The organism is Gluconobacter albidus (assembly GCF_002005485.1).
In the GTDB taxonomy this organism is placed as follows: Bacteria; Pseudomonadota; Alphaproteobacteria; order Acetobacterales; family Acetobacteraceae; genus Gluconobacter; species Gluconobacter albidus.
In genome coordinates this window covers 233032-249436 of sequence record NZ_CP014689.1, presented here as the reverse complement: position 1 = coordinate 249436, position 16405 = coordinate 233032, and the positions used below count along the sequence as shown (strand labels likewise).

The following is a 16405-nucleotide window of genomic DNA, read 5'->3' as shown; positions in this document are numbered from 1 at the left end:
AGGGCGGTTCTACAGACGACAACACAGCAGGACAGATATGAAAGTCATCGTCATGGGCGCCGGAGTGATCGGCGTTACAACGGCCTGGTATCTCGCTCAGGAAGGCCATGAAGTCGAAGTGATCGACCGCCAGCCGGGTGTGGGTCTGGAGACGTCTTTTGCGAATGCAGGACAGGTTTCTCCCGGCTATTCAACCCCCTGGGCCATGCCGGGCCTGCCGCTCAAGGCCGCCAAATGGATGTTCGAGAAGCACAGCCCGCTCGTCGTGCGCCCGCGCCTCGATACGGCCATGTTCCGTTTCATGGGCGAACTGCTCATGAACTGCACGGAAAAGGCCTATGACATCAACAAGGGCCGGATGCTGCGGATTGCGGAATACGCCCGCGACCGCCTCGACGCCCTGCGCGCCGAGACCGGCATCACCTATGACGGCGCCCAGAAAGGCCTGATCCAGCTCTTCCGCACGGACAGCCAGGTCGAATACGCTGCCGAAGACATGCGCCTGCTGGCCGAAAGCGGCGTTGAGCACAAGCTGCTGACCGTGGACGAGATTCTCGCCCGCGAGCCCGGCCTCGCCCATGCCCGACACCTGCTCAAGGCCGGTCTGCTCCTCCCCGGTGACCAGACGGGCGATGCCCATCTCTTCACACGCCGTCTGGCCAAAATGGCTGAAGACAAGGGCGTGAAGTTCCATCTCGGCGTCACGATCGAGGCTCTGGAAGCCGCCAGTGACGCCATCGTCAGCATCCGCACCAGCGCAGGACGCATGACGGCGGACCGCTACGTCCTCGCGCTCGGCAGCTACTCCCCGCGCTTCCTCAAGCCGCTGGAACTGCGCCTGCCGATCTATCCGGTCAAGGGCTACTCCCTGACCATGCCAATCACGGATGAAAGCCGCGCCCCGGTCTCGACCGTCAATGACGAGACGTACAAGGTCGCCATCACGCGTCTGGGCGACCGCATCCGCATCGGTGGCACGGCGGAACTGAACGGCTTCAACCTGCGCCTCAGCCCGGATCGCCGCGAGACGCTGGAACTGTCCTTCAGCGAAATGTATGGCGGCGGCGACCTGTCGTCCGCGAAATACTGGACCGGCCTGCGCCCCTGCACGCCGGACGGCACGCCGATCGTCGGTCCCTCCCCGCGCTATGGCAATCTGTGGCTCAACACCGGCCATGGCACGCTGGGCTGGACGATGACGGCCGGCTCCGGCCAGATCGTCGCAGACCAGATCTCCGGCCGCCAGACGGCCATTCCGTCGCTCGACCTGTCGCTCGACCGCTACTGACACTTCCCATCCGTAAGCCTGCGCGGCTTACGGATGCACAGGACATAAAAAACGGGGGTCTGCCATGAGCAGACCCCCGTTTTGCTTTCCGCAGTCCTTCAGAAGAAGCGACAGAGACGCCTCAGTTGGACGGTGCAGCGTCTTCAGTCGGCGCGGCATCCGTAGCAGCAGACGTCTTCTTGTGGTGCTTGTGCTTGTGGTGGTGCTTCTTGCCGGAATGCTTCTTCTTGGGCGTCTCGGCTTCAGCAGCCGGAGCGGCATCGGCAGGAGCGGCCGGGGCAGCGGCGGCGGGAGCCGGAGCAGCAGGAGCTTCAGCGGCAGGCGCAGCAGGGGCTGCCGTCGTGGCGGGGTCAGCGAATGCCGGAGCAGCCGTCAGGACCAGGGCGGAAACGGCAGCGATCAGGGAGAGGTTGAAAAGACGCATCTGGAAACGAAGCTCCATAACAGAATAAAAATGGACCAGCATTCAGGTTTTCCGAAGTGGTCTCGTCTCTGACGTTATCATTCCCACTGCGCACGGTCGCGCATTAACTTTATGAAATTTCAGTCTCTTGCGCGTGTAACGTGCGAATACGCCTCAATTCAGACAAACTTCCTGAAACCGCATAAAAAAGGCGTGTCCCGGCAAACCGGGAACACGCCTTTCTTCAAAGAACAGTCCTGAAACGGACGGTTCAGCTTGCGCGGGACTTGGTGGCGCGCTTGCGATCATGCGGGTCCAGATGCAGCTTGCGGATCCGGATGGCAGACGGCGTCACTTCAACCAGCTCATCATCTTCAATGTAGGCGATGGCCTGCTCAAGGCTCATGCGGCGCGGCGGCGTCAGAAGCAGGGCTTCGTCCTTGCCGGAGGCACGCATGTTGGTCAGCTTCTTTTCGCGGACCGCGTTGATGTCGAGGTCGTTCTCGCGGGAATGCTCACCCAGGATCATGCCTGTGTAGATCTTCTCGCCGGCATCGACGAACATCGTGCCACGGTCCTGAAGGGCGAACAGCGCGTACTGCGTCGTCTGCCCGTCTTCGGACGAGATCAGCGAGCCGTTACGACGGCCTTCGATCTGGCCGACATACGGCAGATAGCCATGGAACAGGCGGTTCATGAGGCCCGTGCCGCGCGTGTCGGTCAGGAACTCGCCATGATAGCCGATCAGGCCACGCGACGGGATCAGGAACGTCAGACGGACCTTTCCGCCACCGGACGGACGCATGTCCTGCATGACGCCCTTACGGAGCGACATTTTCTCAACGACAACGCCCGAATACGGCTCGTCCACGTCCACCAGGACTTCTTCGAACGGCTCTTCGCGCTCGCCGGTCTCTTCGTTTTCACGGAACAGAACGCGCGGACGGCCGATCGTCAGCTCAAAGCCTTCGCGACGCATCGTTTCGATCAGAACGCCAAGCTGAAGTTCGCCACGACCGGCCACTTCGAACGCTTCGCTTTCCGGGCTTTCCGTCACCTTGATGGCCACGTTGCCTTCGGTTTCCTTGAAGAGACGGTCACGGATCTGGCGCGACGTCACCTTCTTGCCTTCACGACCGCCCAGCGGGCCATCGTTGATGCGGAAGGTCATGGACAGGGTCGGCGGATCAACCGGACGCGACGGCAGCGGCACGTCAATGGACGGATCGGCGATCGTATCGGGAATCGTCGCTTCGGACAGACCGGCCACGGCCACGATGTCACCGGCTTCGGCTTCTTCCACAGGCACCCGGTCGAGGCCACGGAACGACAGCAGCTTCGTCAGACGACCGGTTTCGACGATCGTACCATCCGGACGCAGCACGCGCACCGGCATATTCACCTTCGCACGACCCTGGTCGATACGACCCGTCAGGATGCGGCCCAGGAAGTTGTCGCTCTCAAGAATGGTGGAAACCATTCCGAACGGCGCGTCCTTGTCCACGTTCGGCGTCGGCACGTGGCGCAGCACCAGATCGAACAGCGGAGCGAGGTCCTTCTTCGGTCCGTCCAGCTCCAGATCGGCCCAGCCCTGACGGCCTGAAGCATAGAGCATCGGGAAGTCGAGCTGGTGCTCGTCGGCGCCGAGGGAGGCGAACAGATCGAAGATCTCTTCGTGCACTTCGTCCGGACGCGCGTCGGAGCGGTCGATCTTGTTGACGACAACGATCGGGCGGATGCCACGGGCCAGCGCCTTGCCAAGAACGAACTTGGTCTGCGGCAGCGCGCCTTCAGCAGCATCGACGAGGATGATCGCGCCATCCACCATGCTCAGGATACGCTCGACCTCGCCGCCGAAATCGGCATGGCCCGGCGTATCAATGATGTTGATGCGGGTTTCTTTCCACACAACGGACGTGCACTTGGCGAGAATGGTGATGCCACGCTCGCGTTCGAGGTCGTTGCTGTCCATCGCGCGATCAGCAACATGCTGATTGTCGCGGAAAGAGCCGGACTGTTTGAGAAGCGCGTCAACCAGCGTGGTTTTGCCATGATCGACGTGCGCGATGATGGCGATATTACGGAGTTCCATGTGGTCTTCCAGACGGGAGGCATCGAAGAGAGGATTTGCGCCGTCTTCTGCACCGAATCCCGCCAATATGCAAACTCTGTCACTGTCTTTTCGTCCTGAAGATGTCTTGAGCCCACGGGAGAGCTGGGCCACATCTCACAAAACACGGCCCCTTCAAGGAGTTCAGCCCCATGTCCGACCACCAGACCGACCACCACCCGACCGGCCCCTCCGCCCCCGGAACCGACGCGCTCAGCCAGCTCGGCCGCGCGACCACAACGCCGCAGAGTCCCGAAGAGGCCGTTCTCGAACGCGTTCCCTCTCCGCATCAGGGACGGCAGTATGTCGTGCGCTTCACGGCCCCCGAATTCACCTCTCTCTGCCCCGTGACCGGCCAGCCGGACTTCGCGCATATCGTCATCGACTACATCCCCGGCGAATGGATCGTCGAAAGCAAGTCCCTCAAGCTCTTCCTGACCAGCTTCCGCAATCACGGCGCGTTCCATGAGGACTGCTCCATCGCCATTGCCGAGCGTCTGGTGGCACTGCTCAACCCGCAATGGCTGCGGATCGGGGCGTACTGGTATCCGCGCGGCGGCATCCCGATAGACGTGTTCTGGCAGACGGGCGAGCCGCCGAAGGGCGTGTGGATTCCCGCGCAGGACGTGCCCGGCTATCGCGGTCGCGGCTAAACCATGACCGAAGCCGCCGCCATCGCCCGCTCCAGCGGTCCGCTCACGCAGGCGCGGCTGGTGGTGGATCTGCAACGCCTCGGCGTCCTGCCGGGGATGACGCTTCTGGTCCATACGTCCCTGAGCCGGATCGGCTGGGTCAGTGGCGGGGCACGCACCGTAATCGACAGCCTGCTTCAGGCCGTGGGACCAGACGGCACGATCGTTATGCCCGCGCAGTCCTCCGAACTGAGCGACCCGTCAGGCTGGTGCGATCCCCCCGTACCGGAAAGCTGGTGGGAGACGATCCGCACCACCATGCCGCCCTATGATCCGCATCTGACGCCGACGCGCGGCATGGGGCAGACCGCCGAAATTTTCCGGACATGGCCCGGCGTGCAGCGCAGCGCCCATCCACAGGTTTCGTTCACGGCTCTGGGGCCGCTGGCAGCGGATATTCTTGCTCATCAACCGCTGGAAGATCCGTTCGGCACCCGCTCCCCGCTTTCGGCTTTGTCAGACCAAAACGCACAGATTCTGATGATCGGGACGGGCTGGGACACCTGCACGGCACTGCATCTGGCCGAGCGGCTCGCTGCCCCTGACGGACCCAGATTTCAGGATGGAACCTGCATCATGGCAGACGGGGAGCGCCGCTGGATCAGCATCAGCCTCCCCGAGACGCAGACGGAGCGTTTCGAGCCTTTTGGTGCAAAGCTCGACGGAAACAGCCTGCTCCGCCACGGGCATATCGGTTCGGCGGCCTCACGCCTGTTCCCGCTGGCCCCGGCCATTCACATGGCCGTGCAGGACTGGAGCAGACCGGAACAGCCGTCGGAAAACGATCAGTAAGACGCGCTGATCTCGCCAAGGAACATACGCCCGGCGGACGGTGTCGCACGGTTGGAGAAGAGGCTCTGGTAGTTCAGGCGGTTCGCCAGATTGTAGCCGTTCATCGACACCTTCCAGTGCTGGTTGAAGCGGTGCGAAATCAGGGCGCTGAAATCCAGATTTGCCGGGGCCCGAAGCGTATTGGCCGAATCCAGCCACACATGCTCGCGCCAGGTCAACCCACCGCCGAACGTCACGTTGTAAGGCTTGCCAGCGAAAGCATTATAGGCCGACCACAGCGTCGCCTGGTTATGCGGCACATACTGCACGTTCTTTCCGCGGTTGGCTTTCGTGGCGGAATAGGTGGTGCTGCTGTCATACAGGGCATAGGTGGCGGACACGTTCCAGCCCGGCAGGATCACGCCACCCACCGACAGTTCGAGCCCCTGATTGCGCTGCCGGTCGGACGATCCCGTGACTTCTCCCGTCACCGGATCAGCATTCAGAGCATTGCCCTTGTCCAGCCGGAACAGTGATGCCGTAACTCCCAGCCGGTCGTGCAGGATGCTGTACTTGGCGCCGAGTTCATAAAGCTGCGCCTTTTCCGGACTGGCGAACGAGTTGGTGCCGGGACGGATGGGCACGGAGCCGTTGGTCACATACATGCCCATCGGCGTGGTGGAATTGGCCCACGTGAAATAATAGGTCTGATGTGAATCTGGCGTCAGCACGAGGCTGGCATTGGGATTGAACACCCCGGTCACATCATGGAAATGCTGGTCCGGGTTCTTTGCGACATCTCCGCCCGTCATGGTGTAGCTCGTCTGCCAGCGATCCCAGCGGAACCCGCCCTTGAGAGACAGCCAGTTCGTGAGCCAGATCTGGTCGAACAGGAAAAGACCCGTATCGAAACCGTAGCCGTTGCTGTGCGACTTTGCGCCCAGAGAACCCAGCGAGACGAGACCGGCCGGGTTCATGTCCCCCGGCACCAGATCCAGATTTCCGACATGCGAATTCGGATTGACCAGGCTGGCATAAGGCTTGGGCTTCAGATAGGTCGACTGCGACCGGACGTCATTGACGCGCTCGATATCAAAGCCTGCGACGACCTGATGCCGCAGGAACCCCGTATGGAAATCCGCAACCATCGAGCCCACGTTCTGCACCGACCAGCTCGTCTGCTGATACGGCAGCGGCGCCATATAGGTTCCCGCCCCCGTTCCAGCGCCGGCGCCCACCGGCCCCGAGCGCGCCACAAGCGCCTTCGACGGATCACCATTGAAATAGTTGTTCACGCAGGTCGTATCACAGGTCGCCTTGGAGGCAGCGAAAGTCCGGTAATATTCCCCGCCCCGCAGATCGTCATAGAAGGTGATGTGTTTGTTCAGTTTGAAGCTGAAACGGGCCGTTTCCATGTTGGCGTTCGTTGCGTTCTGGTCATTGTCCGTCCCGTACCAGTTGGTGCGGCGGATGCCATATTCCGTGATGGGCTGACCGTATTTCGCACCCGGCTTCGTCACGACAGGCACACCGAAATCCGGAACCGAATTTTCCTGCTGGTGCATGTATTGCAGAACCAGCGTCGTTCTCTTGCCGATGCCGAAAGCCAGCGACGGCGCGATGCCCCAGCGATGGGAATAGAGGTTGTCGCGCCCGACGATATTGTGCTCGTCGCCCATGCCGGTAACGCGGAAGGCCGTTGAGTCATTGATCTTCTGATTGACGTCCAGCGTCCCGCGATAATAGCTGCCAGACCCGCCGGAAAACTCGGCATTGTAATGGTTTTTCAGACCGGGCGTCTTGGTGACCATATTGATGGCGCCACCCGTCGTGCCGTTGCCGAACACTTCGGAAGACGGCCCCTTGATGACCGAAACGGTCTCGAAATTGAACGCATCGCGCGAATAGACGCCGAAATCCCGCAGACCATCTTCGTAGATGTCATTCTGGGCCTGAAAACCGCGGATCAGGAACTGATCGCCGTTCATCCCGCCCGCGCCCTCGCCGATGGACGTCGTGACACCCGGAACATTCCGCAGGGCCTCATCGAGGGATTTCACGTTCTGCTGCTGCATCAGGGCCTGCGGCACCACGTTGATGTTCTGCGGCGTATGCATCACATCCTGCGGCATCCGCGACAGGCCGGTGGAGTCATGCATGGTGTTGAAGCCATGTCCCTGCACCGTCAGATATTCCGCATCGGCACCTTCAAGCCTCTGCGTCGTGTTCAGGGATTTTGCCGCAGAAGGCGCTTTGGGGTCCGGTTTTTCATCCTTTTTGACGGGATCCGCCGCATAGCCCTGTGAAGACATCAGCAGCGTTCCCGCAACTGATAGCGAAGTGATGTGCGCACGCAGCGAACCGGTCATCGAGGGCCTCTTGGTTACGGAGATGTCTGTTTGTGTTACAGAGGCCAATATTAGAAATAAGAATCATTCGCAACAAATTTCTGAAGGAATGCCTTTCCTTTCGCCAGAAAAACGCTTTGCCGGATCAGAAACTGCCCAAAACACATCAGGCTCCCCACCCCAGACATAAAGGGTGGAGAGCCTGTCCGGTCTCGTCAGAATTGCGCAGGCTTCAGAGCGTGATACCGAGCTGTCCCTGGAAATACAGCAAAGGCGCACGGTTTTCGTCGAGCTCAAGCGAGACAGGACGCGCCATGAAAAGCGCATGCGTGCCACCCTGGAACGTTTCGACCAGTTCGCAGTGCATCTTCACCAGCGAATCCCGGACAAACGCCGTGCCATCCGCCGAACGCTCGATTACGTCGGAGCTGAACTTGTCTCCCGTCCGGCTGGCGAACAGCATCGCCACGTCCTTGTGGTCATTGCCCAGAATGCTGAGGCCGAACGCCCCTGCTTCCGCAATCGCGCGATAGGTTGCGCTGGCACGGTTGAGACAGATCAGCAGCAGAAGCGGATCAAGGGACACGGAGGTCAAAGCGCTGATGGTCGCGCCCTGCTCGCCTTCGCTGCCTTTGGCCGTCACCACAGCCACACCCGTGGCGAAATGGGACATGGCCTTGCGGAAATCGGTGTCGTTCGGAGTCGTCATGCAGACTCCTTGCCATAATCCGATCGCCAGCGCACCTCCCCCTGCCCGGACGCATGACCTCTCAGAACCCGAGCGTCATATCCGCCCCGAACAGGATGCGACCCATATGATGCTGGTCATCGAACGGACGCGTGCCGTTGAGGGAACGGTCGAATCGCAGTTCCGGCCGGAACTGGAGCAGCTTGACGTGATGCCCCACGTCCGGCCGCCAGACAGTGTTGAGCGTCAGCGCGCCATAGGTCGTGGCGGGAGCCGACACAGAGCGTGTCGGATTGCCAAGCAGAGCCTGTGCATAGCCTTCGTTCTGCGCAAAGCTGGCCACGAAACTGCCCGTATTGTCCCGATACAGCTCGGCCCGCGCATTAACGGTCAGGTTCGGATGGATGTGCCACCCACCCCAGACAACCGCGCTCCATGTATCGGCGCGCAGCCCTTCGTCATGAAGCTGGTTCACCTCCACGGTGGCGCTCCATTTTTTCGAGAATGTCCACGTCCCGTTCAGGTCGTTCCAGTACCGCATGGCCCCGTTGGCCTTCGGCCCCAGAGCGCGCACGGCGTCTTCCGGCCCAACCCGCAGCAGATAGGTGAAGGACAGATGCCCGTCCGCCAGATCATTGCCCGTCACGCCGAGATACCCGGCAGGCCGGTCATTGTTATCCCCCCGCCCGAAGGAGGTCTGGTTGCCGGTATCCGCGCCGAACTGAAGATCAAAATGCTCGTCCAGATGAAGCTGGAACATGCCCCCCACATGCTCGAAGGGCGTGGAATATTCGGTCGTATAAGCCAGCGTATAGAACGCCCGCGTCGAGGGATCGAGCGTCTCCACGCCCATGGGCGACGTCAGAATACCGATCTGCCCGTCCAGTCCCCGGCTCGTAAACCACGGCATATGAAGCGCTACATTGGCGAAAACCGGCATGGCCTGATAACGGCCATTGATCCAGCGGTCAGACACGCCTGCGATCGTGTAACTTCGCGCGTCAGAACCGTAGAGCATCCGCAGGTTCATCCCCAGCCCGTACCCGTCCCCGATCGGATCAACAGGTTTGGTGAATGTGAAAGTCAGCTGGTTCAGCGTCGCCTGATCGGCATAAGGCGAGAGAAGCTGGCCGAAATTGAGATTACTGGCAGGATGGCTCGAACTGCCCATGACGCCGCCTTCGATCTGCGCGCCGAAGGAGACATCGGAAAACCACTGATCCGTCCACGCCTTGTCCTGAGTGGGCGCAGCACGCGCCTGCGTGCTCCCCAGCAGAACCGCAAAAACCACTCTCACACCCAGGCCGAAACGCTGCCTCATGCCATCCACCTTCCGGTTGCATGAGGCAGCCCATAGCACAGGCCCGGTTTTTTACTTAATGTTGCTAAAGAGGAATATTTCTCAGAATTTGGCCGTTTTCGGGTCTGCCCCCATCCGGCCATTCGCACGATCCATCCCCCCGATGGCATACATGTCGTCCGCATCCAGCACGAAGCCAAACACATCCAGATTTTCCGCCAGACGCTTCGGATTGACGGACTTGGGAATCACGATCAGTCCGTTCTGAAGATGCCAGCGGATCACGACCTGAGCCGGAGTGCGGTCGTGCTTTTCAGCGATCTTCCCGATCCGCTCATCGCTCAGCACACGTCCCTTGCCCAGCGGACGCCAGGCCTCGGTGCGGATGTTATGCTTTTCGTGGAATTCCCGCAGGGCGCGCTGCTGGAAATCGGGATGCAATTCGATCTGGTTGACGACCGGCACCTCACCCGTCGCATCCATGATCTGCTCCAGATGCTCCGGCTCGAAATTGGACACACCGATGGACTTCACGCGGCCGGATTTTTTCAGCTCGACCAGGGCCTTCCACGTCTCGACATACTGCCCCTGATCCGGCATCGGCCAGTGGATCAGATACAGGTCCAGCACTGGACGACGCAGCAGACGCGCGCTCTCCTCATAGGCACGCAGCGTATTGTCGTAACCCTGCTCATCATTCCACACCTTGGTCGTGAGGAAAATTTCCGGATGGTCTTCCAGACCTTCGCCGACCCCGGCTTCATTCTTGTAAAGCCGCGCCGTATCAACGGAGCGATACCCGAGTTTTACGGCTTCCCGAACAATATTAGCGGTTTCGTCCGGAGGCGTCTGCCAGACGCCCAGACCGATCTGCGGCATGGTGTTGCCATCATGAAAGGAAATCACCGTCTGGGCGTCGGCGGATGGAACCTGTGACGACATGTCTGCCTCCTTGCAGGACTTGAAGAAAAAATCATCAGCGCGTGGGGTGCTGGCTTTTCAACGCAGGCTCCGGACGGACGGTTCAGTCTCCGTTGAGCAGAAGGGCCAGCTTGCGGTTGAATGTCTCGACCGTGAAGGGCTTGACCAGAAGCGCGCATCCGGGTGCAAGAGCCTGATTTCCCAGAATGTTCTGCTCGGCATACCCTGTGATGAACAGCACTTTGAGCGACGGCCAGCGCGTCAGCATCTGCTCGCCCAGTTCGCGCCCGTTCATGCCACCGGGCATCCCGATATCGCTGATGAGAAGCGAAGGCGGCGCGCCCTCCGCCACGAGTGCCTTCGCTGACGGGCCGTCGCAGGCGCCCTGAACGATCCCCCCCAGATCCGCCACCATATCCGTCACGATCATCCGCACTGCCTCCTCGTCGTCCACGACGAGAACGCGAAGCCCCTCCAGAAGGCGGGGCTGCGGCGCCGACGGCAACGGAGGCGGCTCGGGGCGCAGGGTCTCCCGTCCTTCATAGCGCGGCAGCCAGAGCGATACGGCGGTCCCGTGTCCCGGAGCAGAACGGATTTCCACCTTCCCACCCGACTGCTGGGTAAAGCCGTAAATCATGCTCAGTCCCAGCCCGGTTCCCGCGCCCTGCGGCTTGGTCGTGAAAAACGGATCAAAGGCCCGCTGCACGATCTCGGGGGGCATGCCACAGCCTTCGTCCTGCACCGTCAAGACCACATAATCGCCCGGCGGGATCGCCGTTTCAACGGAACCCGCATCCCCCAGAATCCAGTTGGCACTCTTCAGCAGCAGCGTGCTCCCCTGATCATGCATGGCGTCACGGGCATTAATGCACAGGTTGAGGATCGCGTTTTCGAGCTGATTGGCGTCCACCCGCGTCCGCCACAGATCCGGCTGGAGATCCAGAACAAGGTCTATGCCCGGCCCGACCGTCCCGCGCAGCAGGCTCTCGAGCCCCCGCACCAGCACGTTCATGTCCGTGGGGCTCGGATCGAGGGTCTGTCGCCGCGAGAAGGCCAGCAGACGGTGCGTCAGCGAAGCCGCCCGACGGACCGCCTCCTGCGAGGCCGTGATGTACCGCCCCAGACCCTCCGTCCGCCCCTGCGCGATCCGCAGCCCCAGAAGTTCCAGCCCTCCGCCAATTCCGGCCAGCAGATTGTTGAAATCATGCGCCAGACCGCCCGTCAGCTGGCCGACCGCCTCCATCTTCTGGGCCTGACGGAGCTGTTCCTCAAGTTCGTTGCGTCTGGTCAGATCGCGTCCGATTGCATAGATCGCATCACCTTCGTCGTTGCAGCTCCAGTTATAGGTCCGCCAGGTCCCGTCATGCCGCCGCATCCGCACATCCAGACCCGCTGCCGGCCAGGGCGTGCCCTCCATAAGACGTGCAAACGTGTCCCGGACGGTCCGCTTGTCATCAGGATGACACAGCGCATCCAGCCGCAGCCCGGCCAGCTCGTCCATCCTGTAGCCCTGCATTTCTTCCCAGCTCGGGCTGACCGCGACGTAATAGCCGTGACGGTCGATGATGACGAACAGGTCCTTTGCAATATTCCACAGCCGGTCGCGCTCGCGGGTCCGTTGCAGGATCCGCTCTTCAAGCATGACATTGAGGTCCCGGATCTGCTGCTGGGTCCGGGCCTGACGCATGGACGCATGGGTGCGGTCCGCCACCGCACGCGTGAAGACGATTTCCTCATCCGTCCAGACATGCGGCACATCATGACAGACGAACATCAGCCCCACAAAGCGCCCGAACTTGAAAATCGGAATGGCAAGAAACGCGACGATCCCCTCGGCCGTATACCGCGCCCCGGACCCCGCCGTCAGGGTATCCGTATGGACATCGGTAATGGCAACCGGCTCACCCCGCCCCAGAGGTGACCGGAATTCCCCGTAATCGGCAAACATCCGTACACCCACAAGCGGGCGTCCCGCTTCGGCAATGCCGCCGACGGTCATACCGGTTCCGTCGTCATTGACCATCCCATAACCCGCGCCGCTGGCATTCAGCTCCCGGCAGATGATCCGGGCCGCGACTTCTTCCATCATGCTGGTATCGTCGAGGGCGCGGAGCTGGTCCCCGAGTTCGACAAGCGCAGCCTGCCGCAAAGCCTGCCGCTTGCTCCGGTCGATATCGAAAACAATCCCGGGAAAGCGGGCCACACGCCCCTCATCCCCCAGATCGCAGCGCCCGTTCCCCTCGAACCAGCGCTGCCCTTCCGGCGTCTCCGCCCGGAACTCGAAACGGCATTTTCCACCGCGCCGCGTCGCCGCCGTGACAGCCTGCACCACCGCGAACCTGTCCCGCGAGTCCACGGCGTCGTAAATGATGTTGGGCATGACGCCTTCACGCAGACAGGCCGGGTCCAGTCCCAGCGTCAGAGCCAGCCTGGCATCGCCCATCATCCGCGACGTACTGTCGTCCCACATCCAGGTCCCGGCAATCGCGCCCGCATCGAGCGCAAGCTGGAGCCGCTCGGCAGACTGGTTGGCATCCGTCAGGTCGCGCCCGATCGCCAGCAGGCGTTGCACATCCCCGTCCTCACCGAGCACGGGCGTGACCACCACGTCCCAGAAACGGCGCGCGCCTTTCATGGTCATGGCATAACCCTGAAACCGCGCCGTCTCGCCTTCAAGGGCGCTCTGCACCGCCAGAGCCGCCCGCCGTCGCGGCTGCCCGCGCCACAGATCCACCCAGGGCAAGCCGTGCATGATAATCGGGCTATCCATTTCCATGGAGCGGACGCCCCCTTCGTTGACGAAGCGGATACAGCCATCACAGTCGAGAATATGGATGCAGTCCGGCAGGCTCGACAGCAGCAGCCGTGTAAAGGATTCGCTGGATCTCAGGGCTTCTGCCGTCAGCGACGCGGAGGAGACATCCATCGCGAGCCCGACACTCCGGCGCCCGTCAGCGCGGCTCTCGTCTTCCCGCCAGCCACGCAACAGCACATGCCGGAGCATGGGGGTGTCCTGCGGGGCGTGCTCCGCCGCAGACGGATGCGCAGACTGGTACGAAAAGCGTGAGGGCACCAGAATACGGAAACGAAGCTCGTACCCCCCCTCGTCCCGCAGTTCGTCCTCAATGCTGTCATCATAGATGAACCGGTCATCCGGATGCAGAAACTCCAGCAGTTCGTCGATGGGAACACCCACCGCCAGCCGCTCGGGCGCCAACCCCCACAGCCCGGCGAACCGGGCATCTCCCGTCACCATTCGCATCGCAAAATCGCAGCGATAGAACGCGACATCCGCCGTATCCGCTACGCGCTGCATCCGGAGCTGCATCCGCTCCACAGTCGCATGTTCAAGGGTAGCGTGTTCCTCTGGTGTCGGAGGAGCCGCATGTTCGCGCAGCAGGTCGTCCACCTGCAACGCACACAAGGCCCGGACATGCTCCAGCGCCGGAGCATTCTGCCGCACACACAGCCAGACCTCCACGGCACCGGACCGCACGGACAGCAGACATACCGTACACACACCAAGGGACTGACCATCCATAAGACAGGCCGCGCCCTCGGCGGCAATCGCACTCCCTCCCCCACCCAGCACGCGCACACCCTGCGTGTCCCGAACCAGAAGGGCAGCCTCTCCCCCGCCTTCCGCTGCGGCAAGAGCCAGAAGATGAACGCACAGAATGGAGGCACGACCGCCGGAGGGAGAAGGATGCAGCATCTGTGCTTCCGTTTCCCTGTCCGTCTCCTGCACGAGATCCATCAGCCCTCTCCCTCAGCCCTGCCCGCCCGGACACGTCTCCTGCCGGAACTGTATCACGCCATAACAGATCCGCCATTTCCCGTATCCTGTCACGCCTCATCTCGGGCATCGGGCAGGAGGCAGAACAGCCGGTCCGATGCCGCAGCGCGGGGCTTGCCGAAAAACACGGGACGGGAGAAAACTGTGGCGCAACTGCACCAGCAGAGAAAATCCGGAAAATTATCACATATGATTTTGAATATTTTCCCAATTCCATGTTATGGTTTAAGGCTAAAGATGGCGAATCATCGTGCCTGTCACAGAATAGCCCTCTCCCTCACCTCCCGGTACAGGCTGGCCTGATCCGGTTTTTTTCTGCTTTTTCCTGACAGGCCTGCCCTGCGGGTCGCCGGAGTTTCCCCGTCATGAGCGACACAGTGCTCACTTCTTCCGCCACCGCCACCAGACCGCCGATGGTCGGCCGCATGATGTTCGCCGTCATTCTGGCCGCGATCGCCGGCCTGATGTTCGGGCTGGACGTAGGCGTCATTTCCGGTGCGCTCGGCTTCATCCGCGACGAATTCCACGCATCCGATTTCGAACAGTCCTGGATCGTATCCTCCATGATGTTCGGCGCGGCTCTGGGTGCGTTGGGCGCGGGACGCATGTCCTACGCGTTCGGACGCCGCCGCGCGCTGATTTTCAGCGCGTTCCTGTTCGTAGCAGGCGGTCTGGTCTGTGCGCTGGCCTCCTCCGTCTCCGAACTGATCATCGGACGCGCGATGCTTGGACTGGCCATCGGCATCGGAAGCTTCGTGGCACCGCTCTACATCTCCGAAGTCTCGGACGAGAGCCGCCGCGGAAGCCTCGTCTCGATGTACCAGCTCATGATCACGTTCGGCATCCTTCTGGCCTTCGTGTCCAATGCTATCCTGTCCTACAGTGGCTCATGGCGCTGGATGCTCGGGATCATGGCCATTCCGGGCATATTCTTCCTGATCGGCTCGTTCTTCCTGCCCGACAGCCCGCGCTGGCTGATGCTGCGGGGCCGTCATGAAGAAGCCCTGTCCATCATGAAAGAGCTGCGCCACGACCCCGAACACGCCCATCAGGAAATCCGCGACATCCAGGGACAGATCCATGACCGCCAGCGCGGTCTGGCCATGTTCCTCGAGAACCCAAATTTCCGCCGCGCCGTCATGCTGGGCATCTGCCTTCAGATCGCGCAGCAGCTCACGGGCATCAACGTCGTGATGTACTACGCCCCGCGCATTTTTCAGGAAGTCGGCTTCGGCTCCAGCGGGCAGATGTGGGGTACGGCAATCGTCGGCGTGGTCAACTGGCTTGCGACTTTCATCGCGATCGCCTTCGCAGACAGCTGGGGCCGTCGCCAGATGCTGATCACAGGGTTCGCCATCATGGCCACAGGACTGGCCATGCTCGCCGCCATCATGTCAGGCGGCCTCGGCAGCTCGGACCTGTCGCATTATCTCGCCGTTGCGGTCCTGCTGTGCTTCATCGCAGGTTTCGCCTTCTCGGCTGGACCGCTGGTCTGGGTGCTGTGCTCGGAAGTGATGCCGCTTCAGGGACGCGACTTCGGCATCACCTGCTCAACAGTTACGAATTGGATCACGAACATGGTCGTCGGCGCGACCTTCCTGGGGCTGCTGAGCTCGCTGGGCTCGGCCAACACCTTCTGGCTCTATGCGGGGCTGAATGCACTGTTCATTTTCATGGTGCTGTTCTTCGTCCCCGAGACCAAGGGCGTCTCCCTTGAGTCCATCGAGATCCGTCTCAACCAGGGTATCAAGCTGCGCGATATCGGCCGCTGAACTCCGTACTCACGACATAAAAAAGGCCCCCGTTCCGGCTGGAACGGGGGCCTTTTTTACATTCGAAGCCTCAGCCCCGGGATGAGGCGATCTTGCGATCGGTCTTGTACTGGCTCAGCGCATAGACCGACCAGATGGCAGCCGGAATCCAGCCAATAATCGTTACCTGCAGCAGCAGGCACACCAGACCGGCAAACGGACGGCCGATGGTGAAGAACTGAAGCCAGGGCAGAAGCAGGGCAAGAATGAGACGCATGGTGCGCTCCTTTCACAAAGAGACTGTATCGTCAGTGATCGGGGAGAAACGCACCAGATG

General features: G+C 61.4%; 12 protein-coding genes. 4 read left to right on the top strand and 8 right to left on the bottom strand.

What is annotated here, in order from left to right; translation table 11 throughout:
- Nucleotides 1–37 precede the first annotated feature (37 nt).
- The gene (locus tag A0U94_RS01025; RefSeq protein WP_062109260.1) at nt 38–1288 is read left to right on the top strand and encodes a D-amino acid dehydrogenase; all 1251 of its coding nucleotides are present in this window, start codon (nt 38–40) and stop codon (nt 1286–1288) included.
- Nucleotides 1289–1409: 121 nt separating this feature from the next.
- Here A0U94_RS01025 and A0U94_RS01020 read toward each other — a convergent pair whose 3' ends face one another.
- Together A0U94_RS01020 and typA are read right to left on the bottom strand one after the other, a co-directional pair.
- Nucleotides 1410–1754 carry a hypothetical protein gene (locus A0U94_RS01020; protein WP_208611662.1) on the bottom strand — a complete coding sequence of 115 codons (345 nt, stop codon included), beginning with the start codon at nt 1752–1754 and terminating at the stop codon, nt 1410–1412.
- 208 nt (nt 1755–1962) lie between these two features.
- The gene (gene typA, locus A0U94_RS01015; protein ID WP_062109410.1) at nt 1963–3783 is read right to left on the bottom strand and encodes a translational GTPase TypA; all 1821 of its coding nucleotides are present in this window, start codon (nt 3781–3783) and stop codon (nt 1963–1965) included.
- Between the two features lie 170 nt (nt 3784–3953).
- Between typA and queF the strand changes: the two genes are divergently transcribed.
- Both queF and A0U94_RS01005 read left to right on the top strand, forming a co-directional pair.
- On the top strand, nt 3954–4454 hold the full coding sequence (gene queF, locus A0U94_RS01010; protein WP_062109262.1) for a preQ(1) synthase: 501 nt from the start codon (nt 3954–3956) through the stop codon (nt 4452–4454).
- A gap of 3 nt (nt 4455–4457) precedes the next feature.
- The gene (locus A0U94_RS01005; protein WP_077802181.1) at nt 4458–5285 is read left to right on the top strand and encodes an AAC(3) family N-acetyltransferase; all 828 of its coding nucleotides are present in this window, start codon (nt 4458–4460) and stop codon (nt 5283–5285) included.
- Here A0U94_RS01005 and A0U94_RS01000 read toward each other — a convergent pair.
- From A0U94_RS01000 to A0U94_RS00980, 5 genes are all read right to left on the bottom strand, one after another.
- On the bottom strand, nt 5279–7633 hold the full coding sequence (locus A0U94_RS01000; RefSeq protein WP_244178036.1) for a TonB-dependent receptor: 2355 nt from the start codon (nt 7631–7633) through the stop codon (nt 5279–5281). The two genes, A0U94_RS01005 and A0U94_RS01000, sit on opposite strands and share 7 nt — an antisense overlap.
- A gap of 211 nt (nt 7634–7844) precedes the next feature.
- Complete coding sequence (locus A0U94_RS00995) at nt 7845–8321, bottom strand: flavin reductase family protein (RefSeq protein ID WP_077802180.1); 477 nt, start codon at nt 8319–8321, stop codon at nt 7845–7847.
- A gap of 61 nt (nt 8322–8382) precedes the next feature.
- On the bottom strand, nt 8383–9621 hold the full coding sequence (locus A0U94_RS00990) for an outer membrane beta-barrel protein (protein WP_077802179.1): 1239 nt from the start codon (nt 9619–9621) through the stop codon (nt 8383–8385).
- 81 nt (nt 9622–9702) lie between these two features.
- Nucleotides 9703–10542, bottom strand: coding sequence for an aldo/keto reductase (locus A0U94_RS00985; RefSeq protein ID WP_077802178.1), 840 nt, complete (start codon nt 10540–10542; stop codon nt 9703–9705).
- Nucleotides 10543–10624: 82 nt separating this feature from the next.
- Complete coding sequence (locus A0U94_RS00980) at nt 10625–14278, bottom strand: PAS domain-containing protein (protein ID WP_077802177.1); 3654 nt, start codon at nt 14276–14278, stop codon at nt 10625–10627.
- A 404-nt stretch (nt 14279–14682) separates the two neighbouring features.
- Between A0U94_RS00980 and A0U94_RS00975 the strand changes: the two genes are divergently transcribed.
- On the top strand, nt 14683–16089 hold the full coding sequence (locus A0U94_RS00975) for a sugar porter family MFS transporter (protein WP_077802176.1): 1407 nt from the start codon (nt 14683–14685) through the stop codon (nt 16087–16089).
- A 70-nt stretch (nt 16090–16159) separates the two neighbouring features.
- Here the strand turns inward: A0U94_RS00975 and A0U94_RS00970 are convergent, their stop codons facing one another.
- Nucleotides 16160–16345 (bottom strand): YqaE/Pmp3 family membrane protein, encoded by a 186-nt coding sequence (locus tag A0U94_RS00970; protein WP_062029897.1) that lies wholly within the window; start codon nt 16343–16345, stop codon nt 16160–16162.
- Between the last annotated feature and the right edge of the window lie 60 nt (nt 16346–16405).

Coding starts and splice junctions, on each gene's coding strand:
- A0U94_RS01025 (WP_062109260.1), top strand. CDS start 38: ATGAAAGTCATCGTCATGGGCGCCGGAGTGATCGGCGTTACAACGGCC.
- A0U94_RS01020 (WP_208611662.1), bottom strand. CDS start 1,754: ATGCTGGTCCATTTTTATTCTGTTATGGAGCTTCGTTTCCAGATGCGT.
- typA (WP_062109410.1), bottom strand. CDS start 3,783: ATGGAACTCCGTAATATCGCCATCATCGCGCACGTCGATCATGGCAAA.
- queF (WP_062109262.1), top strand. CDS start 3,954: ATGTCCGACCACCAGACCGACCACCACCCGACCGGCCCCTCCGCCCCC.
- A0U94_RS01005 (WP_077802181.1), top strand. CDS start 4,458: ATGACCGAAGCCGCCGCCATCGCCCGCTCCAGCGGTCCGCTCACGCAG.
- A0U94_RS01000 (WP_244178036.1), bottom strand. CDS start 7,633: ATGACCGGTTCGCTGCGTGCGCACATCACTTCGCTATCAGTTGCGGGA.
- A0U94_RS00995 (WP_077802180.1), bottom strand. CDS start 8,321: ATGACGACTCCGAACGACACCGATTTCCGCAAGGCCATGTCCCATTTC.
- A0U94_RS00990 (WP_077802179.1), bottom strand. CDS start 9,621: ATGAGGCAGCGTTTCGGCCTGGGTGTGAGAGTGGTTTTTGCGGTTCTG.
- A0U94_RS00985 (WP_077802178.1), bottom strand. CDS start 10,542: ATGTCGTCACAGGTTCCATCCGCCGACGCCCAGACGGTGATTTCCTTT.
- A0U94_RS00980 (WP_077802177.1), bottom strand. CDS start 14,278: ATGGATCTCGTGCAGGAGACGGACAGGGAAACGGAAGCACAGATGCTG.
- A0U94_RS00975 (WP_077802176.1), top strand. CDS start 14,683: ATGAGCGACACAGTGCTCACTTCTTCCGCCACCGCCACCAGACCGCCG.
- A0U94_RS00970 (WP_062029897.1), bottom strand. CDS start 16,345: ATGCGTCTCATTCTTGCCCTGCTTCTGCCCTGGCTTCAGTTCTTCACC.